Annotated in this window: 15 protein-coding genes; 11 read left to right on the top strand and 4 right to left on the bottom strand. The window is 72.0% G+C overall.

The genetic code is table 11. From position 1 onward, the window contains the following. Positions 1-27 precede the first annotated feature (27 nt). Complete coding sequence (locus tag ACQPXD_RS13230) at positions 28-471, top strand: Fur family transcriptional regulator (protein WP_432838149.1); 444 nt, start codon at positions 28-30, stop codon at positions 469-471. On the opposite strand, the gene ACQPXD_RS13225 is transcribed toward ACQPXD_RS13230, so the two are convergent. Both ACQPXD_RS13225 and ACQPXD_RS13220 read right to left on the bottom strand, forming a co-directional pair. Continuing rightward, positions 468-749: a superoxide dismutase gene (locus ACQPXD_RS13225; RefSeq protein WP_432838147.1), complete on the bottom strand. Its 282-nt coding sequence runs from the start codon at positions 747-749 to the stop codon at positions 468-470. The genes ACQPXD_RS13230 and ACQPXD_RS13225 overlap by 4 nt on opposite strands. 4 nt (positions 750-753) lie before the next feature. Continuing rightward, entirely contained in the window at positions 754-1,365 is a 612-nt protein-coding gene (locus ACQPXD_RS13220) for a superoxide dismutase (RefSeq protein ID WP_432838145.1), read from the bottom strand. An 84-nt stretch (positions 1,366-1,449) separates the two neighbouring features. Here ACQPXD_RS13220 and ACQPXD_RS13215 point away from each other — a divergent pair, with 84 nt between their 5' ends. The 8 genes from ACQPXD_RS13215 (at position 1,450) to ACQPXD_RS13180 (ending at position 13,250) form a co-directional block, all read left to right on the top strand. Beyond that, positions 1,450-1,869, top strand: a complete 420-nt coding sequence (locus ACQPXD_RS13215; protein WP_432838143.1) for a Fur family transcriptional regulator — start codon at positions 1,450-1,452, stop codon at positions 1,867-1,869. A 192-nt stretch (positions 1,870-2,061) separates the two neighbouring features. Further along, the gene (locus ACQPXD_RS13210) at positions 2,062-3,630 is read left to right on the top strand and encodes an ABC transporter substrate-binding protein (RefSeq protein ID WP_432838141.1); all 1,569 of its coding nucleotides are present in this window, start codon (positions 2,062-2,064) and stop codon (positions 3,628-3,630) included. Between the two features lie 2 nt (positions 3,631-3,632). Beyond that, positions 3,633-4,592 carry an ABC transporter permease gene (locus tag ACQPXD_RS13205; protein WP_432838139.1) on the top strand — a complete coding sequence of 320 codons (960 nt, stop codon included), beginning with the start codon at positions 3,633-3,635 and terminating at the stop codon, positions 4,590-4,592. Continuing rightward, positions 4,589-7,021 carry an ABC transporter ATP-binding protein/permease gene (locus ACQPXD_RS13200; RefSeq protein ID WP_432838137.1) on the top strand — a complete coding sequence of 811 codons (2,433 nt, stop codon included), beginning with the start codon at positions 4,589-4,591 and terminating at the stop codon, positions 7,019-7,021. Before ACQPXD_RS13205 ends, ACQPXD_RS13200 begins: the two co-directional genes overlap by 4 nt. Beyond that, complete coding sequence (locus ACQPXD_RS13195) at positions 7,018-7,803, top strand: class I SAM-dependent methyltransferase (RefSeq protein ID WP_432838136.1); 786 nt, start codon at positions 7,018-7,020, stop codon at positions 7,801-7,803. Before ACQPXD_RS13200 ends, ACQPXD_RS13195 begins: the two co-directional genes overlap by 4 nt. Continuing rightward, positions 7,800-9,542 (top strand): ABC transporter ATP-binding protein, encoded by a 1,743-nt coding sequence (locus ACQPXD_RS13190; protein ID WP_432838134.1) that lies wholly within the window; start codon positions 7,800-7,802, stop codon positions 9,540-9,542. Before ACQPXD_RS13195 ends, ACQPXD_RS13190 begins: the two co-directional genes overlap by 4 nt. Then, on the top strand, positions 9,539-11,275 hold the full coding sequence (locus ACQPXD_RS13185) for an ABC transporter ATP-binding protein (protein WP_432838132.1): 1,737 nt from the start codon (positions 9,539-9,541) through the stop codon (positions 11,273-11,275). The genes ACQPXD_RS13190 and ACQPXD_RS13185 overlap by 4 nt, the downstream gene beginning before the upstream one ends. 496 nt (positions 11,276-11,771) lie before the next feature. Next, complete coding sequence (locus ACQPXD_RS13180) at positions 11,772-13,250, top strand: hypothetical protein (protein WP_432838130.1); 1,479 nt, start codon at positions 11,772-11,774, stop codon at positions 13,248-13,250. 149 nt (positions 13,251-13,399) lie between these two features. On the opposite strand, the gene ACQPXD_RS13175 is transcribed toward ACQPXD_RS13180, so the two are convergent. Continuing rightward, on the bottom strand, positions 13,400-13,582 hold the full coding sequence (locus tag ACQPXD_RS13175; RefSeq protein ID WP_432838128.1) for a hypothetical protein: 183 nt from the start codon (positions 13,580-13,582) through the stop codon (positions 13,400-13,402). 173 nt (positions 13,583-13,755) lie between these two features. Here ACQPXD_RS13175 and ACQPXD_RS13170 point away from each other — a divergent pair, with 173 nt between their 5' ends. After that, on the top strand, positions 13,756-15,531 hold the full coding sequence (locus tag ACQPXD_RS13170) for an effector-associated domain 2-containing protein (protein ID WP_432838127.1): 1,776 nt from the start codon (positions 13,756-13,758) through the stop codon (positions 15,529-15,531). On the opposite strand, the gene ACQPXD_RS13165 is transcribed toward ACQPXD_RS13170, so the two are convergent. Continuing rightward, positions 15,518-15,649 carry a hypothetical protein gene (locus ACQPXD_RS13165; protein WP_432838125.1) on the bottom strand — a complete coding sequence of 44 codons (132 nt, stop codon included), beginning with the start codon at positions 15,647-15,649 and terminating at the stop codon, positions 15,518-15,520. The genes ACQPXD_RS13170 and ACQPXD_RS13165 overlap by 14 nt on opposite strands. Before the next feature lie 151 nt (positions 15,650-15,800). Between ACQPXD_RS13165 and ACQPXD_RS13160 the strand changes: the two genes are divergently transcribed. Then, positions 15,801-19,502 carry a helix-turn-helix transcriptional regulator gene (locus tag ACQPXD_RS13160; protein WP_432838123.1) on the top strand — a complete coding sequence of 1,234 codons (3,702 nt, stop codon included), beginning with the start codon at positions 15,801-15,803 and terminating at the stop codon, positions 19,500-19,502. Positions 19,503-19,535: the final 33 nt, after the last annotated feature.

Genomic DNA, 19,535 nt, shown 5'->3' with positions numbered 1-19,535 from the left:
CGGGACGGCGAACAGTAGGGGGTGGCGATGCGGGGCACCGACGTTCGGCCGGATGACCGGCAGCGGGTCGACCGGATCCGGGACCAGGTCCGGGCCGGTGGGCGCCGGTGGACGGTGGCCAAGGGCGCGATCGTGGACGTGCTGCTCGACCGGGATGGCCATCTGTCGACGCAGGAGATCCACGAGGCGGTCGCCGCCCGCTATCCGCAGGTCGACCGCTCCACGATCCACCGGGTCCTGCTGGCCCTGGCGGATGAGGGCCTGGTGCACGTGCTCGGCCAGCACGGCGAGGCCCGGTATGGGCTGGCCGACCGGCCGCACCACCACGCGGTGTGCGCCGGGTGTGGGCGGGTGGCCGAGATCCCGGCCGAGGTGATGCGCCGGCTCATCGACACGGCCGGTGACGCGGTCGGCTACCGCTTCGACGCCGGCAGCCTGACCCTCACCGGCCGCTGCGGGCGCTGCGGCTAGGTGCCGCCGGCGGGCCGGGGTGGGGGCGCGCCCAGGGCCTGCTCGATCAGCATCGCCAGTTCCTGGACGAGTTCGTCCATGGTCTGGCCGGTCTGGCTGCGGATGAGGCCGAGGGCGAGCTCGGCGAGCAGGCAGAAGGCCCGGGCCTGGTCGGCCGGGCCGGCGAAGGCGGCGAGGAGGGCCTCGGCGCCGTCGAGGTCACCGCGCTGTCTGGCGGCGATGACCCCGGCGGCGCGCTGGACCGCCTCGGCCGTGCGGGCCGGGGACGGTGCGCTCATCCCGCTACACAGCCGGTGCCGCGACGGCGGCGGCGTAGCGGGCCTGGACGTCGGCCCAGTTGACGAGGTTCCAGAGCCGGTCGACGTAGTCCGGGCGGACGTTCTTGTACTGCAGGTAGTAGGCGTGCTCCCACGCGTCGAAGACCAGCAGCGGGGTGCTGCCCTGCCCGACGTTGCCGTGGTGGTCGTACACCTGCTCCACCAGCAGCCGCTTACCGAGGGGCTCCCAGGCCAGGACGCCCCAGCCGGAGCCCTGCACGCCCTTGGTCGCCGTGGACAGCTGGCCGGCGAACCCCTCGAACGAGCCGAAGTGCTCGTCGATCGCCGCGGCGAGGTCGCCGTCGGGGCGGTCGCCGCCGTCGGGGGACAGGTTGTTCCAGAAGATCGAGTGCAGCACGTGCCCGGACAGGTTGAACGCCAGGGTCTTCTCCAGCCCGACGAGCGCGCCGAAGTCGCCCTTCTCCCGCAGCTCGGCGAGCTGGTCCAGGGCGTCGTTGCTGCCCTTGACGTAGGCGGCATGGTGCTTGTCGTGATGCAGCTCCAGGATCTGCCCCGACATCGCCGGCTCCAGGGCGCCGTAGTCGTAAGGCAGGTCAGGCAGCGTGTAGACAGCCATTCGCGGTCCTCTCCGTGTTCTGCCAGAATCTGGTTTCTGCCATTATCTTGCAATAGATGGTGACGGCGTACCGACGGGAGGGTGATGCAGACCGCAGAAGAGCGGATCGCGGCGGCGATGGCGATCATCCGGGCCGCGGGCGGCCGGTCCACGAGCGCCCGCGGGGCCGTGGTGCGGATGCTGGCCGGTGCCGCACATCTGAGCGCCGCGGAGGTGCACGCCAGGCTCGCCGCGGGCGGCGCCCAGTTCGATCTGTCCACGGTGCACCGGATACTGACCGCACTCACGGGTCTCGGCGTCGTGCACGCGATACCGGTCGCCGGCGTGGTCACCTACGGGATGGCCGATCTACCGCATCACCACACCGTGTGCCGCGGCTGCGGCGCCGTGCGGCAGCTGAGCCCGCAGGCGGTCGCCGCCGTGATCGCGGCGGCGACCGCCGACGGCACGTTCACCACCGACGCCGAGGGCCGCGACGGCGGCGTGGTCGTCTACGGCACCTGAAGCGACGGAGCCGGTGACCTTCTTCACCCGACCGTTGTCCGAGACGATCGACGACCGCTAGCCTGCGCGATAGTTGCCACAATCTTGCAACTGCAACACTATGCCAGAAGATACGCATCTTGATCACTCCGCGGACCGGCCACTAGTCTCGCACTATTGGCAATGGTTCCCGTTTTCATTTTGGAGGAAGGCATGATCGTGCGAGGTCAAGGTGGCCGGGGGTGGCGGGCCGCGGTGGCCGGCGCCGTCCTGGTCGTGTCGCTCGCGGCGTGCGGCGGGGGCAATCCCGGCGGCCCGGCCTCCACCGGCGGGCCGGTGCCGGTCGGCGGCACGTTGCGGGTGGCGCTGGGGCAGCCCGAGGCGGACCTCAACGGCCTGCAGTACAAGACCCACTCGTTCAACGTGCTGGACCAGCTGTACGAGCCGCTGGTGCGGTACGGGCCGAAGGGCGAGTTACGGCCCGGGCTGGCCGAGCGGTGGGAGGTCAGCCCCGACGGCCTGACGCTGACGTTCCATTTGCGCGGCGGCGTGACGTTCTCCGACGGGGTGGCGTTCACCGCCCCGGTGGCAAAGACGGACATGGAGCGGTGGATCGGCAGTACGGCGTTCCTGGGCATTTCGCGGCAGACGCAGTCGATCGAGGCGCCGGACGACCGGACGCTGGTGCTGCGATTGAAGAGTCCCTACTACCCGGCGCTGCAGGAGCTCACGTTGATGCGGCCGGTCCGGTTCCGCAGCCCGGCATCGTTCGACGCGGCCGGCACGTTCGTCAAGCCCATCGGCACCGGGCCCTACAAGTTCGAGTCGTCGTCGGCGACCGAGATCGTGCTGGTGCGCAACGACAGCTACTGGGGTGGCCGGCCGAATCTGGACAAGGTCGTCTTCACCGTGATCCCGAGTTCGCAGGCCCGGCTGGCGGCGTTGAAGGCCGGCGAGGCGGACATGATCGGCGGTGACTACCTGGCGCCCCTGGCCCCTGAGGAAACCCTGGACCTGCGCGGTCAGGCGGGCATCACGGTGCTCAGCGAGCCGTCGTCGACGAACTTGCTGCTCGGGTTCAACACCAGCACCGGGAACAAGGCTCTCGCGGATCCGCGGGTCCGCGAGGCGGTCAACCGTGCGCTGGACCGCGACGCCTACGCCAAGGCGCTCTTCAACGGCCTGGCCAAGCCGGCCACGCAGGTGTTCCCGGCGTCGATCCCGTATGCGCCGCAGCAGCCCCGCGACGTCACCCTGGACCAGCAGCGGGCGAAGGACCTGCTGAGCCAGGCCGGCGCGACCGGGCTGTCGCTGCGGCTCATCCTGGATCCGGGGCTGCTGCCGCAGGCGCGCACGCTGAGCGAGGCGATCCAGGCCGACCTGGCGAAGATCGGCATCCAGGTCCACATCGACCAGCTGGACTCGGCGGCGTATGCCGATGCCGCCTCCAAGCGCGACTACGACCTGCTGTTCTATCTCACCTACGGTCCGCCGTACGACCCGTTCGCCATGCTCAACGCCAACTTCCGCAGCACCGAGCCGACGTTCCTCTACACCGCCCCCGATCTCGACGGGCTCATCGACGCGGCGCTGGCCGGCACGACCGACGCCGCCCGGGCCGCCGCCTACGAGCGGGTGTGGTCCCGGCTGAACGACGACTGGGCGGTCGCCCCCGTGGTGGAACTGCCGCGGGTCTGGGCGATCGGCCCGGCGGTCAGGGGCTTCACGCTGGGCGTGACCGAGTACGACCTGCCGCTGACCGGCGTCGGCGTGGCCCGGTAGCGATGCGGCCCGGTCGGTGGGGCGGGTCGGCGGTGGCGGTGGCCGGCCGGATCGCCGAGATGGCGGTACTGGTGCTGGTGGTCTCGCTGGCCAGCTTCGCCCTGCTCTGCCTGACCCGGGGCGACGCGGCGACCTCGGTCGTGCGGGAGCAGGGCGGCCCGGTCACCCAGCAGCGCATCGCCGCCGAGCGACACCGTCTCGGCCTGGACCTGCCCATCCAGGAGCGGTACCTCGACATGCTCGGCCGCGCCGCGACCGGCGACCTCGGCGTGTCGATCCGCACCGGGCGCCCGGTCGCCGGCGAGGTCGCCGAGCGGCTGGCGCCGACCCTCACCCTCGCGGCCGCGGGCAGCCTGGTCGCGCTGCTGGTCGGGCTGGGCGTCGGGCTCGCCGAACACGCGTTCACCGGCCGGCTGGTGCCTGCGGTGTCCCGCGGGCTGTCGCTGCTGCTGGTGTCGGTGCCCGCGTTCGCGCTGGCGTTCGCGCTGGTCGAGCAGTTCTCCGTCCGGCTGGGCTGGTTCCCCACCCGGGGCATGGCGGGCGGCCTGCGGGCGCTGGTGCTGCCCGCGCTGGTGCTGGGGCTGCCGGCCGGGGCCGCGCTGGGCCGGGTTCTGTCCACCCGGTTGCGGGAGGTGTGGGCCGAGCCGTACCTGGTGATGGCCCGCGCGCAGGGGTTCTCCCGGACCGCCTGCCTGCTGCGGTTCGCGCTGCCGAACGCCGCCGTCACCTGCCTGGTCGTGGCCGGCGACATCCTGGCCGCGCTCGGCACGGGCACGCTCGTGGTCGAGGAGGTCTTCGGCTGGCCCGGCCTGGGCTCGTACCTGATCGCCGCCCTGCGCTACCGGGACTGGCAGCCGCTGCAGGCCAGTATCCTGCTGCTCTGCGTGGTGGTGATCGTCGCCCGCGGGGCGAGCCTGGCCCTCGCCGCGCTGGTCGACCCCCGCGCCCGGAGCGCGCCGTGAGACCGCGGCACGCGCTGGCGGCCGCCGCCGGCGCCGGGTTGCTGCTGGCCGGCGTCGCCGGTCCGCTATGGACCGGCGGCCGGGAGCGGCAGACCGACCTGGCGCACGCGTTGCTGCCGCCCGGCCCAGGCGTCTGGCTCGGCACCGACCAGCTCGGCCGGGACGAGCTGACCCGGCTGGTCGCCGGCGCGCACGGATCGGTGATCGCCGCCGGCGTCGTGCTGGTCACGTGCCTGCTGCTCGGCGGCGGACTCGGGATGCTCGCCGGCTGGCGGGGCGGCCCGCTCGACCGGGCCCTGCTCCGGCTGGTCGACGTCGTCACCAGCGTGCCCACCCTGCTGCTCGGGCTGGTCCTGGCCGGGCTGCTCGGCGGCGGCTCCTGGCAGGTCGCTCTGGCGCTGGGTCTCACGCTGTGGCCGCCGTACCTGCGGGTGATCCGCACCGAGACCCGGCTGCGCCGCGACGAACCGAGCAGCCAGGCGCTGCGGCTCCTCGGGGCCCGGCCGGCCCGGATCCTGCTGCGGCACATCCTGCCCGGGCTCGGCGGTCCGGTGCTCGTGCTGCTCGGCATCACCGCCGCCGAGGTGATCGTGGGTGTGGCGACGCTGAGCTTCCTCGGGCTCGGCGCCCAGCCACCGACGCCGGAGTGGGGCACGATGCTGGTGGAGTCCCGGCCGTACCTGTCCGCGGCTCCCTGGCTGTTCGTGGCGCCGGCCGCCGCGGTCACCGCCGTCGCCGTGGCCGGCAACCTGATCGCCGACCGGCTGGGCGGTTGGTTCACGCACGGTGCCGGCACCACCCGTACCCGGGAGAACAGCCGGACCGTGACGGCAACGCCACCGGCCACGGTGGACGATCAGGACGGCGGCCTGCGAATCACCGGCCTGTCTGTCGAACTGGGCGGCGCCCGGGTCGTCGGCGACGCCACCCTCACCGCACCCGCGGGCGGCACCCTGGCCGTCGTGGGCCCGAGCGGGAGCGGCAAGACGCTGACGATGCTGGCGGTGCTGGGCCTGTTCCCGCCGCACGTGACCGCCCGGGTCCGCGGTTCGGCGCGGCTGGCGGGCCGGGAGCTGGTCGGGCTGGACGAGTCGGGCCTGCGCGCGGTCCGGGGACGGGTCGTCGCCTATGTCCCGCAGGACATCGGCGGCACCCTCGACCCGATGCGGCGGGTCGGTGCCCAGCTGACCGCCGCGATCGCCATGCATCAGCGCACACGCGGCCGGGCCGCGGCGGCCCGCGCCCGGGAACTGCTGGAGCTGGTCGGCATCGACGCCCCGGACCGGGTCGCCCGGCAGCGCCCCGGCGCGCTGTCCGGCGGAATGCGGCAACGGGTGCTGCTCGCGCTCGCCCTCGCCGGCGAGCCGGCGGTGCTCATCGCCGACGAGCCGACGAGCGCGCTGGACGCCACCGCCGCCGTCGGCGTGGTGGAGCTGCTCGGCCGGATCCGGCGGCAACTCGGCACCACGCTCGTCGTCATAACCCACGAGCTCGGGCTGGCTGCCCGGCTGGCCGACACGGTCGCGGTATTCGACGCCGGCCGGGTGGTCGAGTCCGGGCCGCTCGCCACCGTACTGAACCGGCCGGAACACCCCGTCACCCGGCGCCTGATCGCCGCCGCCGACCTGCCCTCCCCCGCTCCCCGCCCGGTGCCGCCCGGGCCCGCACTGCTGGCCGCGCGCGCGTTGCGGGTGACCTATCCCGGCCGCGGCCGCCGTGCCCCGGTCACCGCGCTGGCCGGCATCGACCTGACCGTCCGGCGGGGCGAGATCCTCGCGATCGTCGGCAACTCCGGCTGCGGCAAGTCCACGCTGGCCCGGGCCATCGCCGGCCTGGAACCCCGCCTGGCCGGCACCGTCACGCTCGACGGAGCCCTCGTCCGCCCGCAGCGGGTCCACCTCGTCTTCCAGGACCCCTCCGCCGCGCTCGACCGCCGGCAGACCATCGCCGCCGCGCTCGACGAGGCGCTCCGGCTGCATCGGGTACCGGCCGCCGACCTCCCCGGGCGACGGACCGCACTGCTCGGCCGGGTCGGACTGACCGCCGAGCACGGCGCACGGCGGCCCTGGCAGCTCTCCGGCGGCGAACGCCAGCGGGCCGTCCTGGCCCGCGCCCTGGCCGGCGACCCGGACCTGCTCATCCTCGACGAACCGGTCAGCGCCCTGGACTCGGTCCACCGTGCCGAGTTCGTCACCCTGCTGCACGACCTGCGCGGCACCGGCCCCAGCATGCTGCTCATCTCCCACGATGTCGGCGTGGTCGAGCAGGTCGCCGACCGCATCGCCGTCATGCACGCCGGACGGATCGTCGACGAGCTGCCGGTCGGCGCGCTGCCCGGGCCCGGCCGCCATCCGGTCACCCGCGACCTGCTCGCCGCCCGCGACTTCTTCCACCACCCGTTCATCGCTGTCGAAGGAGCCCCGTCATGACCACTGTGGACACCGAACCGCGCTGGGCCGACCTGCTGTCGGCCTGGGACGCGCAGCAGACCGGCTACCTGCCCCGCCGCGAGGAGCGCTTCGCCGCGATGGTGCAGGCACTCGGTGCCGTGCTCGGCGACCGGTTCACCGTCGTCGACCTCGGCTGCGGACCCGGCTCCCTGTCGCAGCGCATCCTCGACACCTATCCGGAAGCGACCGTCATCGCCGTCGACGCCGACCCCCTGCTGCTGCAGCTGGGCCGCAACGCCCTTGCCGGTTACGGCGACCGGCTGCGCTGGGTCGACGCCGACCTGCGCGACCCCACCTGGGCCGGGCGGCTCGGCGTCGACGCGGTCGACGCGGCTGTCTCCACCACCGCCCTGCACTGGCTCGAGCCCGGCGCGCTGTTCTCGCTCTACCGCCGCGCCGGTCAGCTGGTCCGGCCCGGAGGGGTGCTGCTCAACGGCGACAACCTGCCCTACGACCCCGGCCACACGATCCATCAGCGCCTCGCCGACGCCGCCACAGAACGGGCCACGCACCAGGCGTTCACCGTGGCGGGCGTCCCGGACTGGGACCGCTGGTGGACGACGGCCGGCGACGCGCTGGCCGACGCCGCACGGGAGCGCCTGGAGCGCCGGGCGCGGGCCGACGAACGATACGGCCCACGCGACGGCGACCGGCTCACCTCCCTCACGACCCACGTGACCGCCCTCACCGAGGCCGGGTTCGGCCAGATCGGCACGATCTGGCAGGACCTGGACGACCGCGTCCTGCTCGCCGTCCGATGAGTACCGGCGCACGGCTGCTGCGCTGGTCGCTGCGGGCCCGGTGGCGGATGGCCGAGCTCGTCGGGCTGTCCGTGGCCATCACCGCCACCTACGCCGCGCAGGGCCTGCTCCTCGCGGTCATCGTCGACCACGTCATCGGCGGCGCCGGCCTGACCGGCTCCCTGCCCGCCCTCGCCGGCCTCGTGGCGGTGCAGGCCGCCCGGGTCTGGGCCCAGTGGCGGCGGGAGGTCGCCGCGGCCGGCGCGGCCGCGGCGGTCAAGGAGGCCGTCCGCGCGGACCTCTACGCCCAGTTGCTGCGCCTCGGCCCGGCCGACGTGCGCCGCCGCCGCACCGGCGCCGTGCAGTCCGCACTCGTCGACGGCGTCGAGGCCCTCGACGCCTACGTGGGCCGGTTCCTGCCCCAGGCGCTCGCCTCCGTCATCGGCGCCACCGCCGTCGCCGGGTTCCTGCTCGCCCTCGACCCGGTCGTGGGCGCCGTCGTGCTCGCCTGCGCGCTCGTCGTACCCCTCGTGCCACAACTGTCACAGAAGGCCCTCGCCTCCCGGATGGACCCGTGGATGGCCGCCTACCGCACCCTCTATGCGGAGAACCTCGACGCGATCCAGGGCATGGCCACCCTCACGGTCTTCGGCGCCGCCCAACGCCGCGGCATCGAACTCACCGGCCGGGCCAGAGACTTCTGCCGCGTCTCGATCCGGCTCTGCGCCGTCACCGTCCTCTACGTCGGCATCGTCGGCCTCGCCGTTGGGGTCGGCACCGCGTTCGCCGCCGGGCTCGGCGCGCTCCGGCACGCCGAAGGCGCCCTGCCCGACCTGTCCCTGCTGATGATCCTGCTGCTCACCCGCGAATGCTTCCGGCCCCTGCGCGACCTGCAGAACGCCTTCCACGCCGGCGCTCCCGCCCTCTCCGCGGCCACCGGCATCTTCGAGATCCTCGACGCCGACCCACCCGTCAAGCAGCCCCCGCAGCCACGCACGCCGACCGGCCGATCGCTGTCGCTCGACTTCGACCAGGTCACCTTCACCTACCCCGGCCGCACCGCACCCGCCATCCACGACCTGACCCTGCGCATCGCCGCCGGGGAACACGTCGCCGTCGTAGGCCCCTCCGGCGCCGGCAAGACCACCCTCATCGGGCTGCTGCTGCGCTGGTTCGACCCGCAGCACGGCGCGGTCGCTCTCGGCGGCGTCCCGGTCACCGACTGGCCCCTCGACGAGCTGCGCCGACGGGTCGCCGTGGTCTCCCAGGACACCTATCTGTTCCATCGATCGGTACGCGACAATCTCACCCTCGCCCGGCCCGACGCCGACGACGACGAGCTCGCCCGTGCTCTCGACGCCGCCAACGCCACCGCCTTCGTCACCGCCCTGCCCGACGGGCTCGACACCGTCGTCGGCGAACGCGGCATGAAACTCTCCGGCGGCGAACGCCAGCGCCTGTCCATCGCCCGAGCACTGCTCACCGACGCACCCGTGCTCATCCTCGACGAGGCGACCTCCAGCGTCGACGGCACCAACGAACGCGCCATCGCCCAGGCACTGCACCGCGCCGCCCAGGGGCGCACCACCCTGACCATCGCCCACCGGCTGTCCACCGTGCGCGCCGCCGACCGCATCGTCGTGCTCGACCACGGCGCGATCACCGAGACCGGCCGCCATGACGAGCTGATAGCCCGGTCCGGGGCGTTCGCCCGCCTGGTCGCCGCCGGCAGCGGCAGCGCAGAGGAGCCCCAACCATGACCCGGCTGCTACCCCTGCTGCGGCTACTGCGCGGACACCGCCGCGTCATCGCGGTCGCCATCCTGTGCGGCATCGCCAACCACGTCTTCACCATCGCCAGCGCCGTGCTCGGCGCGCTGCTCGTCGGCCGGGCGCTGACCGGCACTCCCCCGGCCGACCTCCGCGGCGGGTTCCTGCTCCTGCTCGCCCTCGTCGTCCCGCTCGTCGTCGCGCCGTGGGCGGAGACCCAGCTCGCCCACGTCGTCGCCTTCCGCGTCCTGGTCGACGTCCGCGGCCGCGTCTACGACGCGTTCGCCCGCATGTCCCCCGGCGACCTGCTGGCCCGCCGCTCCGGCGAGCTCGGCTCCACCGCCATCGGCGACGTCGAACTGCTCGAGACGTTCTTCGCCCACACCCTCAGCCCACTGGTCTCCGCGGCCATCGTCCCCGCCGGCGCCCTCATCGCGCTCGCCTTCCTCGACCCCGCCCTCGCACTGGCGCTGCTACCCGTGCTGATCGCGCTCGCCAGCGTCCCCGTCTGGCTGCGCCGCCGCGCCGAGACCGACGGCACCGCCGTGCGGGCCGCCGCCGGCGAGCTCAACGCCGAGGCCGTCGACGCCCTCCAAGGACTCCGCGAGGTACTCACCTTCGGCGCCGGCCACGCCCAGGCACGCCGCCTGCGGGCCCACGCCCGCGCCCTCGACACCGCCCGGACCGCGCACAGCCGCCGCGCCGGCATCGAACTGGCCGCCACCGACGCGATCGTCACCCTCGGCGTCCTCGCCGCGCTGGTCACGGGCGGCGCCCTCGTCGCCGCCGGCGACCTCGCCGCGAACCTGCTGCCGGCCGCGGTCGTGCTGGCCGCGTTCTCCCTCGCCCCGGTCACCGCCGTCGTCGACGTGGCCCGCGAGGTCGGCATCGTCTCCGCCGCCGCCGTCCGCGTCCTGGACCTGCTCGCCGTGCCCCGCGCAGTACCACAGCCACAACAACCGGCCGACGTGACCAACGTGGAGCCCCGGGTCCGCTACGACCAGGTCACGTTCCGCTACGGCCCCACGCTGCCGCCCGCCGTCCACAACCTCGGCTTCACCGTTGAACCCGGAGAGACGGTGGCCCTGGTCGGCCACTCCGGCGCCGGCAAGTCCACCTCCGCGCACCTGTTGCTGCGCCTGTGGGACGTCGACCAGGGCTCGATCACCATCGGCGGCCACGACCTGCGCACCATCGCCGACGCCGACCTACGCCGGCTGATCGCCTACGTACCGCAAGACGTCCACCTGTTCAACCTCTCCATCGCCGACAACCTGCGTCTCGGCCGCCCAGACGCCACCCAGGCGCAGATCGAGGCCGCCGCCCGCACCGCGCAGGCCCACGAGTTCGTCACCGACCTGCCCGACGGCTACAACACCATCGCCGGCGAACTGGGCAACCTGCTCTCCGGCGGCCAACGCCAGCGCCTCGCCATCGCCCGCGCGCTGCTCGCCGCCACCCCGATCCTCGTCCTCGACGAAGCCGTCTCCAACCTCGACACCGAAAGCGAGCGACGCCTCGCCACCGCCATCGCCGCCACCAAAACCGGCCGCACCACGCTCGTCATCGCCCACCGCCTCAGCACCATCCGCACCGCCGATCGCGTCGTCGTACTCGACCACGGACGAATCGTCGAGCAAGGACCGCCCGACGACCTCCTCGCCCGCGACGGACGCTTCGCCCACCTCGTACGCAACCAACTCACCAACGCGCTCAAGCAGTGAACGGACGTGGCAACCCCCCAAGCCTGGCAGCCCCGATGCTCTTGTGGTCAACGGGTCACGGCGCTGCTGCTGGGCCTTGACGGCCTGGCCGTCACCGAGGTCACTGTCCGGTCCAGTTGAAGTCTGCGACCTGGCCAGCGGCGGACTCTCGTTTGGCCCGTCAGTTCGTTGACGGGGCGTTGGTGGTACGGCGCACGACGACCGGCTGTGTTGTCGCAGGTATCCCGCAGCGAGGCGGTGCGCACAGTTCTTCACCCAGAACGGCAACAAGCTCAGCCGCGCGGGTCGTCAATCAATCGATCGGGTTCAGATCGTCGCCCGATGCGGCAGCCGTCGCCCGGCGGTCATGTCATTGATACTGATGACAGTCATAGGTATCGCGGGAGGCTCATCTGTGCGCAGCTACGACCCAACCGCCGCCGTGGACGCCCCGGCAGGCCGATCCGTTCCCCGCCGCTGGCGTGCCCCTCTGTTCTGGGCGCGAGCAGCCGCCGGCGTGGTCGCCGCGCTCACGGTCGCCGCGACGCTCATCATCCCCAGCCCCAGCCCGGCGCTGGCCTGCACGGGCTTTTCGTGCACCAGGGGAACCCCCACGCTCAACCCCACCGACCTTCCCCGGCCGACCCTGACCAAGGTCGCCATTTTGGGCGACAGCTTCTCGTCCGGGGAAGGCTCCGGGCTCGGGTCCTATCCGAAGACGCCTTCGGGCGATGAGGACTTCCGGCACCAGAGCAACTACAGCGCCCAGGCTCTGGCCTGGCGATACCTGGCGAACGGTCATCGCCCGACGCCCTCGGACGACACGGTCTTCCCGTGGCCTGTCTGGACCGGGAGTCTCTTCGACACGCTGCAGTTCCTGGCGTCATCCGGAGCGGATACCAACGATCTCACGCATCCGCAGATGGACGGCGCCACGGTCCGCGCCGCACCTCAGCTCGACGCCCTCGACCCGGGCACCAACCTTATCTACTTCGGCTTCGGCGGCAACGACGCGCACTATGCGTCCCTGCTGACCACGGCAATCCTGAGTACCGACCCGGAGGGCATCGGGTGGCGGGCCGTTCAGACGGACGAAGTACGGACCCGCGTCAATGAGCTGCTGGCCGTCCTGCCCGGGGTAACGAACAACATCGCCAACGCACTCGCGGTCACCTGGGAGCGTGCTCCCAACGCGCAGTTCGTGGTCTCGCTCTACCCCATTGGCGTCAAACCAACGGGAAACCCGGACATCAAGGCAGTCGCCGGGACCGCGCTCGACGCGATGTACTTCTTCGCCCAGTCCCTCAACGCGGCGATCCGCGACGGTGTGACGCGATTCCAGGCCGACCACCCGGGCGCGCCCCGGATCAGGATCTTCGACCCGAACACCGCCGGCCCGGGCGGAACCAGTCTCGTCGCGGGCCATGAGCTCGGCCAGCCGCAGAGCTATTTCAACGGGCTCACGATACGGTTCTCGGACATCCCGAAGATCGGCGGGTTCCGCGCGGCTCAGGAGAGCTTCCACCCCAACCAGTTCGCGGGTGTGGCGATCGGTCAGGCGCTGGCCGCCTTCACCGCCGCCGAATTCCCCGACCTGTTTCCCCGCGGATACAACACCAACCACATCATCACAAACCCAGCGGCCTACACCGACGTCCCCATCAGTGACGCCGACCTCGCGGCGTGGCGGACGCAGGCCCGCAACGACCTGTGTGCGTCCGGTCAAGGCACCGGCGACGTGTGCTCGGCGCCGGCCGGCCCGGGCACGGGGGGCGGCGGCGGTGGGTCCGGCGGCGGCGTTGTCGACTACCCCACTGCGGGCCCGTCCGATCCGGGTCTTCCACCCGACCCCGGCGTCCCGGATGACCCCGGTTACCCGGATGATCCCGGCGAGCCGGATCCCGGTGCCGGTAACCCCGGTGGCGGCGGCGGTGCCGGGGGATGTGAGGAGACCGACCCGGACGAGATGTGCACGCCCGACGAACCGCAGCAGTAACTCGGGGACAGCCCCTCTCGCGGCTGCCGCGACGAGCCGACTCGGCAAGCGTGCGTCGGCGCCGGCCGCAACCACGTACACCTCGGTACAGCCCCGGCCGCGCCGTTTCGGCGCGGCCGCGAGCGGGCGTTGCGGGAAGGCGGGGTTTCCTATTCACTTCCGTGGTTGCCGCGGAGCAGGATCGTAAGCACGCGGCGGGCGGCCCGCCGCCGTGGCGCGGTGCGGGCGAGCAGTGCGACCAGCGCGGCGATAGCGATGATCGTGGTGTAGAGCAGCAGGGCTACGCCGGAGATGATCGAGGTGACATGGGTCAATGCGGGGAAGCTTGGCACGGGGACTCCTGAATTGCAGGTTGGTCCCTTCGTTGTGCCACTCCGGTCCATCTCCGGCGATGCGTCAGTCGGCTACGGTGTGAGGGTGTGCTGGCCGCCCCATGTGATCAACATTCCGATCCGGATTCGGCTCGATGTACGGACCGGAACGGGTCCTCGCTGGGGCCAGCGCTGTGACTGATCTTGCCGGTTCTGCGGCGTTGCTCGCAAAAGCCCTGGGCGGCCTGTATGCGCATGCGGGCCGGCCGACGCTTGCGTCCCTGGTCAAACAGGGCGAGACGCACCGGCTCCGGCTATCCGTGGCTACCCTGTCCGATTGGCTGCATGGCAAATCGGTGCCCGCCGACCGGGACGCATTCGCCTTCCTCGTCGCCGCGCTCGAGAAACGGGCGGCGCAGCAACCCGGCCATCAGCCTCGCGAGCCGGCGTCGTGGCTGGCTATGCGTGATCGCGCTTGGAGCCAAAAACAAGAAAGCCGGCGTGATCGCGCATCCGGTCCAGCGGCGGCAATGGTGCACAACGGGGAAGAGCCCGCCGACCGGATCGTGCTCCGACTGACGCAGGCCCTGCACCGGATCGCGAGTCTGCACGAGCGATCGGCCCGCGACGCTGTTCTGGACGCTGTGACGTTGCGTTTGGGTGAACGCCTGCCGGTCCGCCGGGTCGATGGATCGCGGTTAGATCTCATCGCGATCGTGGAGGCGTGCGCGCCGAGACGGGGCGGAGTCGCCGCCTTGGCCGCGGCGGTCGGCGAGACATTCCCCGATGATCCGCACGCAATGGCCTTCGCTGAAGTCACGGCGAAGCTGGCACCTACCCCGGCCATCCTGGCCGAAGAGCAGCGGACGCGGCTGTTGCAAGCGTTGCGTCAGGTTTCGCTGGCTGGAGTGAGCCTGCCGGAACTCTACGAACACGCGACCGAGTTCGGTGAACCGCTGCGATGCGCTCAGACGATGCTAGCGGTGGTGGCCGAGTTGGAGACGCACGTCTCGCCGTATCCGCTGTTCGCGTTCGTCGAGCTGGTTGCCGGCGTTGCTACGCGGACGGGCCGGGCAAACTTGCACAGCTGGGTGGATGAGCATCTCGCGATCGTTCCGCCCGAGCGGCATGCCGACCTGCGACGGCTGCGCGACAAAGTCGCTGCCGGCAACGCCGTTCTGGGGCGGCGAACGCACGTTCTGGTCAAGTTGTCTCCCGTGAGGGGCGCCGACCTGCCGTACCGGATCCAGAGCTGGATGTTCGTCGGCGTCGACGGCTCGGCAATACACCATGAGCCGGACGGCCCGGTCTCGCTGGAGCAGGCGCGAACGTGGTTCGCGGAGCTTGTCGCTGAGTATGGTGACGGCGCCCTGGCAGACGAGTGCTCGCCGATGGTGGAGTTCCTGCTGACGGACCAGGAACTCGACCTCGGCGTCGATTCCTGGCTCGTGCCGGACGGGCGCGGCGGGTGGGTACCGGCGGGCGTGCGCTTCGTGGTCGTGGTGCGCCCGGACGACCGGGACGCGGTCGAGCCGTGGCGTCGCCGGTGGCAGGTATTGAAGCATGCGCGCAACGCCGGGGCGGAGACCGTGACGTTGTGGGTGCCCGAGTCGGCGGCCGAGAAGATCGGAGATATCGATCTTGACCAGACGTGGGCGCTCATGGCGGTGACCTGCCCGGAGGCCAGCTGCTCGGCCGACACGATCGCTTCCCTGCTCCGCCCGGGAACCCCCGTCGCGCTCTGGGTACGCGGTAGCCGGGACCTTGAGGCAGCGCAACGACAGCTCACCGAGACGATCACTGCTTGGGAGGTCAACCAGATTCCGGAGCGAGTACGCGGAATGCGACAAGTGGCATGGGCAGAAGACCAATCGAGGGATCTGCGAGACCTGGTATTGGTCTGGGACGATCCCACCAGATTGCCGCCCGTCCCACCGACCTGGAGCGCACCACGGGTTAGGGCGGGTTGACGCCGATGGAACGGCGAATGTTCTTCTCGGGTACCACCGGCTCGGAGAAGCCGGCAGGGTCCAGCGCGTTGATGAGCTTTTCCCAGCGGTGGCCATCGCTGACCGTGGTCGTCGACAACAGCCGTTCGATGGCACTCTTCCGCCCCCGCGTGGATGACCTGCTGGCCCAAATCCGGGGCGCCAGCACGTTCTGGGAGCTAACCACGTGCTCGCTTGACGCCGATCACAAAGGTTCGCTTGAGGCCACCGCCGCGGTGGGGCGCACAGCGGTGACGCCGGCGACCGGGCCGTACCTGGTACTCGTCGTGACGGACGGCATCGGAACGGCCTGGTGGGACGGGCGTGCCCATCGGCTGCTGCACGAGTGGGCCGCCGAGTCGGCAGTGGTGGTCCTCACCGTCTTGCCGCATCGCATGTGGCCGGGCAGCGGCATCCGCACGTCGTACGTTCCGGCCGGACAGGTGCCGGATTCGGACCGCAACCCGGTTCAGGTGCTGGAGCTCAACGCGGAGTCGTTCGAGCGCCTGGCCAGTCCCGCCGTCAGCGGGTCCAGCCAGGACGGGTTCCTGATCCTCGAGCCGCCGGACCCGCAGACGCCGGCAACCCCCGGGCCGGACGGACCGACGGTCGTTCGCCAGTTCCGGTCGACGGCGACACCGATCGCCCAGCGCCTGGCCCGCTACCTGGCCGCGGCCGCACCGCTCACCCTGCCGGTCATGCAGATGATCCGGACGACGATGTTGCCGGACTCGGACGTATCGCACCTGGCTGAGGTATTCCTCGGTGGCCTCCTTGAGGAGCACCCCGCGGCGTCCAGCCGACCGGACCCGGACACCACGACGTACGAGTTCGCCCCTGGTGTGCGGGAAACATTGCTGGACCTCGCCTCACGGTTTGAGACCGTCGAGGTGCTGCAGCTGGTCTCGGACCACCAAGGCAAGCAGCTCGGGCGCACGTTTGACGTAGCCGCCTTACTCGCGGATCCGACGCGGGCGGACGTGTCCGAGTACACCACCGTCCCTGCATTGGCAAAGGTGACGGCAATGATCCTGCACCGGCTCGGCTCGCAGTATCGGGGCGTGGCCGCACGCCTCATGGCCTCCGACGACGACACAGGCCTCGCGGCAGGGCAACGTCTGGAGCACGCGCCCACCCAGCCTGCGGGGCCGCCGCGGCCGGGAGTGCGCACAATGGCGATGGACGAACTCGCCACCCTCGGCCGGGACCGCGAACTCGCGGTGCTGCACTCAGCGGTGTCCGCCGCCGCGAAGGGCATCGGCGGCTGCACGATCGTGACCGGAGCGGCCGGGATCGGCAAGTCCCATCTGGTGCGCGCGGCGACCGCGGAGGCGCAGCGGCGGGGCGTCTCGGTCGCGATGCGGGCCGCGTTCGAGCTCGACCGGGCCGCCCCGCTGATCACCCTGGCCTCGACCCTGCAGCAGCTGACCCCGCCCGAGCCCTCGGTGGGCTGGCTGCGCCAGGAAGACGACGCGCAGTACCGGTCGCTGGAGCGCCTCGGCACCGCCCTGGAGGACTACGCCGCCCAGCAGCCTTTGGTCATCGCCATCGACGACGCCCAGTGGATGGACGAACTGTCCGCCCTCGCCGTCGCCGAGCTGGTGCCGGCCCTGGCCTCTTCCCCGGTGCGCTGGATCTTCGCCCATCGTCCGGCCCCGGCCGGCACGCCCGGCCAGCAGTTGCTGGAGCGGCTGATGCGCGACGGCCACGACCAGCTCACCCTGGGCAGGCTCGACGACGACGCCGTCCGCCAGCTGTGCATCAACGTCGTCGGCGCCGACGTCGACAACACCGTGCTCGCCCTGGCCGATGGCTGCGATGGCAACCCCCTGCAGGTCGAACAGCTCGTCCGCACCCTGTACCTCACCGGCCAACTCGTCGTCGCCGACGGCATCGCCACCGTCGTGGGCGAGGAACTGCCCTCCAGCTTCATCACCATCATCGACCAGATGCTCCACGGCCTGTCCAGCGAGACCCAGGAAATGTTGCAGGCCGCATCGATCTTCGCCCGCCCGTTCAGCATCGAAGGCGTGGCGCAGCTGCTCGAGGTGCGCCCCACGACCCTGCTCAAGGCGATCAAGGAGGCCAAGGCCGCCCGGATCCTCATCGAGGAAGGCGACGGGCTCGAATTCGTCCACGACCTGGTCCGCCTCGCCATCCACGACACGCTCGGCGACCCCGTCGCCACGATGCTGCACCGGCAGGCCGCCGTCGTCACCCGCGCCGAGGGCCGTTCCCCCATCGAGGTCGCCGGCCACCTGCTCAAAACCGGCCGCCTCGGCAGCCGCGAGGCGGTGACCCTGCTGCGCGAGTCGGCCCTCGCGGTCGCCCCCGTCGCACCGAGCACCGCCGCCGACCTGATCGTCCACGCCCTGGAAACACTCACCGAGGCCGACCCGCACCGGGTCGAGCTCACCGCCGACGCGGTCGGCCTGCTCGCCTCCGCCGGCCGCCTGGAGCAAGCGGTCGAGTTGGGCGAGACCGCACTGCGGGCCGGGCTCGACCCACGCACCGAGGCCATACTCCTGCTCGGCTTGGCCGAGGCGTTCAAGCACGCCGGGCAGAACCGCACGGCCGTCGAATACGCCGATCGAGGGCTGGACAACCCAGACGTCCCCACGTCGGTCCAGGCCAAGCTACACGCCATCCGCGCACACGCCCGCTTCTACCACGACGACCTGGCCGGCGCGGACGACGACGGCGCCCAAGCCGCCAAGTCCGGCCTGGCCACCGGGGAGTACGACGCGGCCGTCTTCGGCCTGTGCGCCCGCAGCCTCGTCGCGCAGGCCCAGGGCCGCCTCGACGACGCCTACGGCCACGCCGATCGCGCGACTGACATCGCCAAGAGGGTCCGCGGCTCGGCCGCACACCGCCACCCACGAATCTGGCTGGCCGAGGCGCAGGCGGCGCTGGATCGGTTCGACGAGGCCGAGGAGACCCTCCGGCGCGGCCGCGCCGAATCCGAACGGCTCGGCACCGCCTGGTCCACGCCGTTGTGGCACTACTACAACGCCGGCCTGCTCATCGCCCGCGGTCAGCTCGACGAGGCCGTCGCCGACGCCGAGGCCGGTGTGGCGGTGGCGGTCAACCTGACCGCATACGCGCTCGCCGTCCCCCTGCTGGGGCAACTCACCCGCCTCGCCGTCATGCAGGGCGACCTGCCACAGGCCGAGGCCCATCTCGCGCACCTGCGACGACGCACCGCGGCCGGCATCACCGCCGCGCCCGAGGACGTTGTCTGGTCCGAGGGGGTACTCCACGATGCGGTCTTCGGCCCCGAGGCGGCGATGCGGACCCTTCGCGTGATCTACGACCAACTACCCCGACGTGCGTTGCTGATCAGCCAGGACCCAGCCGCCGCAGCCGCCCTGGTGCACATCGCCGTCCGCGCGGGCGACGCCGCCCGGGCCCGCACCGTCGTCGCCGCCGCCCGCGCCCTCGCCGAGCGCAACCCCCGGATCCTGTCGCTCGCCGCCGCCGCCGACCACGCCGACGGCATCCTCACCGGCGACCCCTCGCAGCTGCGCCGCGCCGTCGAACGGTTCCGCCGCACCCCCCGCCGCCTCGCACTGGCCGCCGCCCTCGAGGACGCCGCCCTCGACACCGCCGACCTTGGCCAGAGCCGCGCCTGGGCCACTGAAGCGATCCACATCGTCACCGAATGCCGCGCCGAACGCGCCCGCCACCGCCTCGAGTTCGCCCTCGGCGGCCCCAACGCCCCCGCCGAGGAGCAACTGTTCCGCCCCGGCTCACCGCTGCGCCAGCTCACCCCCGCCGAGCGGAGCGTGGCACTGAAGGTCGCCGACGGGCGGACCAACCGGCAGGTCGCCACCGAACTCTTCCTGTCCCGGCACACCGTCGACAGCCACCTGCGCAAGATCTTCAACAAGCTCGGCATCCGCAGCCGGGTAGAACTCGCCAACTTCGTCGCCCGCGACCGCCTAACCAGCTGAAACTGATGCAGCGTCCCCATTACCGAGACCGCC

The organism is Dactylosporangium sp. CA-092794 (assembly GCF_050948465.1).
Classification (GTDB): domain Bacteria; phylum Actinomycetota; class Actinomycetes; order Mycobacteriales; family Micromonosporaceae; genus Dactylosporangium.
This window is presented reverse-complemented; position numbering and strand designations above follow the sequence as displayed.

Bases quoted from the DNA above. Each gene is read 5' to 3' on its own strand.
- ACQPXD_RS13230 (WP_432838149.1), top strand. From the start codon at position 28: ATGCGGGGCACCGACGTTCGGCCGGATGACCGGCAGCGGGTCGACCGG.
- ACQPXD_RS13225 (WP_432838147.1), bottom strand. From the start codon at position 749: ATGAGCGCACCGTCCCCGGCCCGCACGGCCGAGGCGGTCCAGCGCGCC.
- ACQPXD_RS13220 (WP_432838145.1), bottom strand. From the start codon at position 1,365: ATGGCTGTCTACACGCTGCCTGACCTGCCTTACGACTACGGCGCCCTG.
- ACQPXD_RS13215 (WP_432838143.1), top strand. From the start codon at position 1,450: ATGCAGACCGCAGAAGAGCGGATCGCGGCGGCGATGGCGATCATCCGG.
- ACQPXD_RS13210 (WP_432838141.1), top strand. From the start codon at position 2,062: ATGATCGTGCGAGGTCAAGGTGGCCGGGGGTGGCGGGCCGCGGTGGCC.
- ACQPXD_RS13205 (WP_432838139.1), top strand. From the start codon at position 3,633: ATGCGGCCCGGTCGGTGGGGCGGGTCGGCGGTGGCGGTGGCCGGCCGG.
- ACQPXD_RS13195 (WP_432838136.1), top strand. From the start codon at position 7,018: ATGACCACTGTGGACACCGAACCGCGCTGGGCCGACCTGCTGTCGGCC.
- ACQPXD_RS13190 (WP_432838134.1), top strand. From the start codon at position 7,800: ATGAGTACCGGCGCACGGCTGCTGCGCTGGTCGCTGCGGGCCCGGTGG.
- ACQPXD_RS13185 (WP_432838132.1), top strand. From the start codon at position 9,539: ATGACCCGGCTGCTACCCCTGCTGCGGCTACTGCGCGGACACCGCCGC.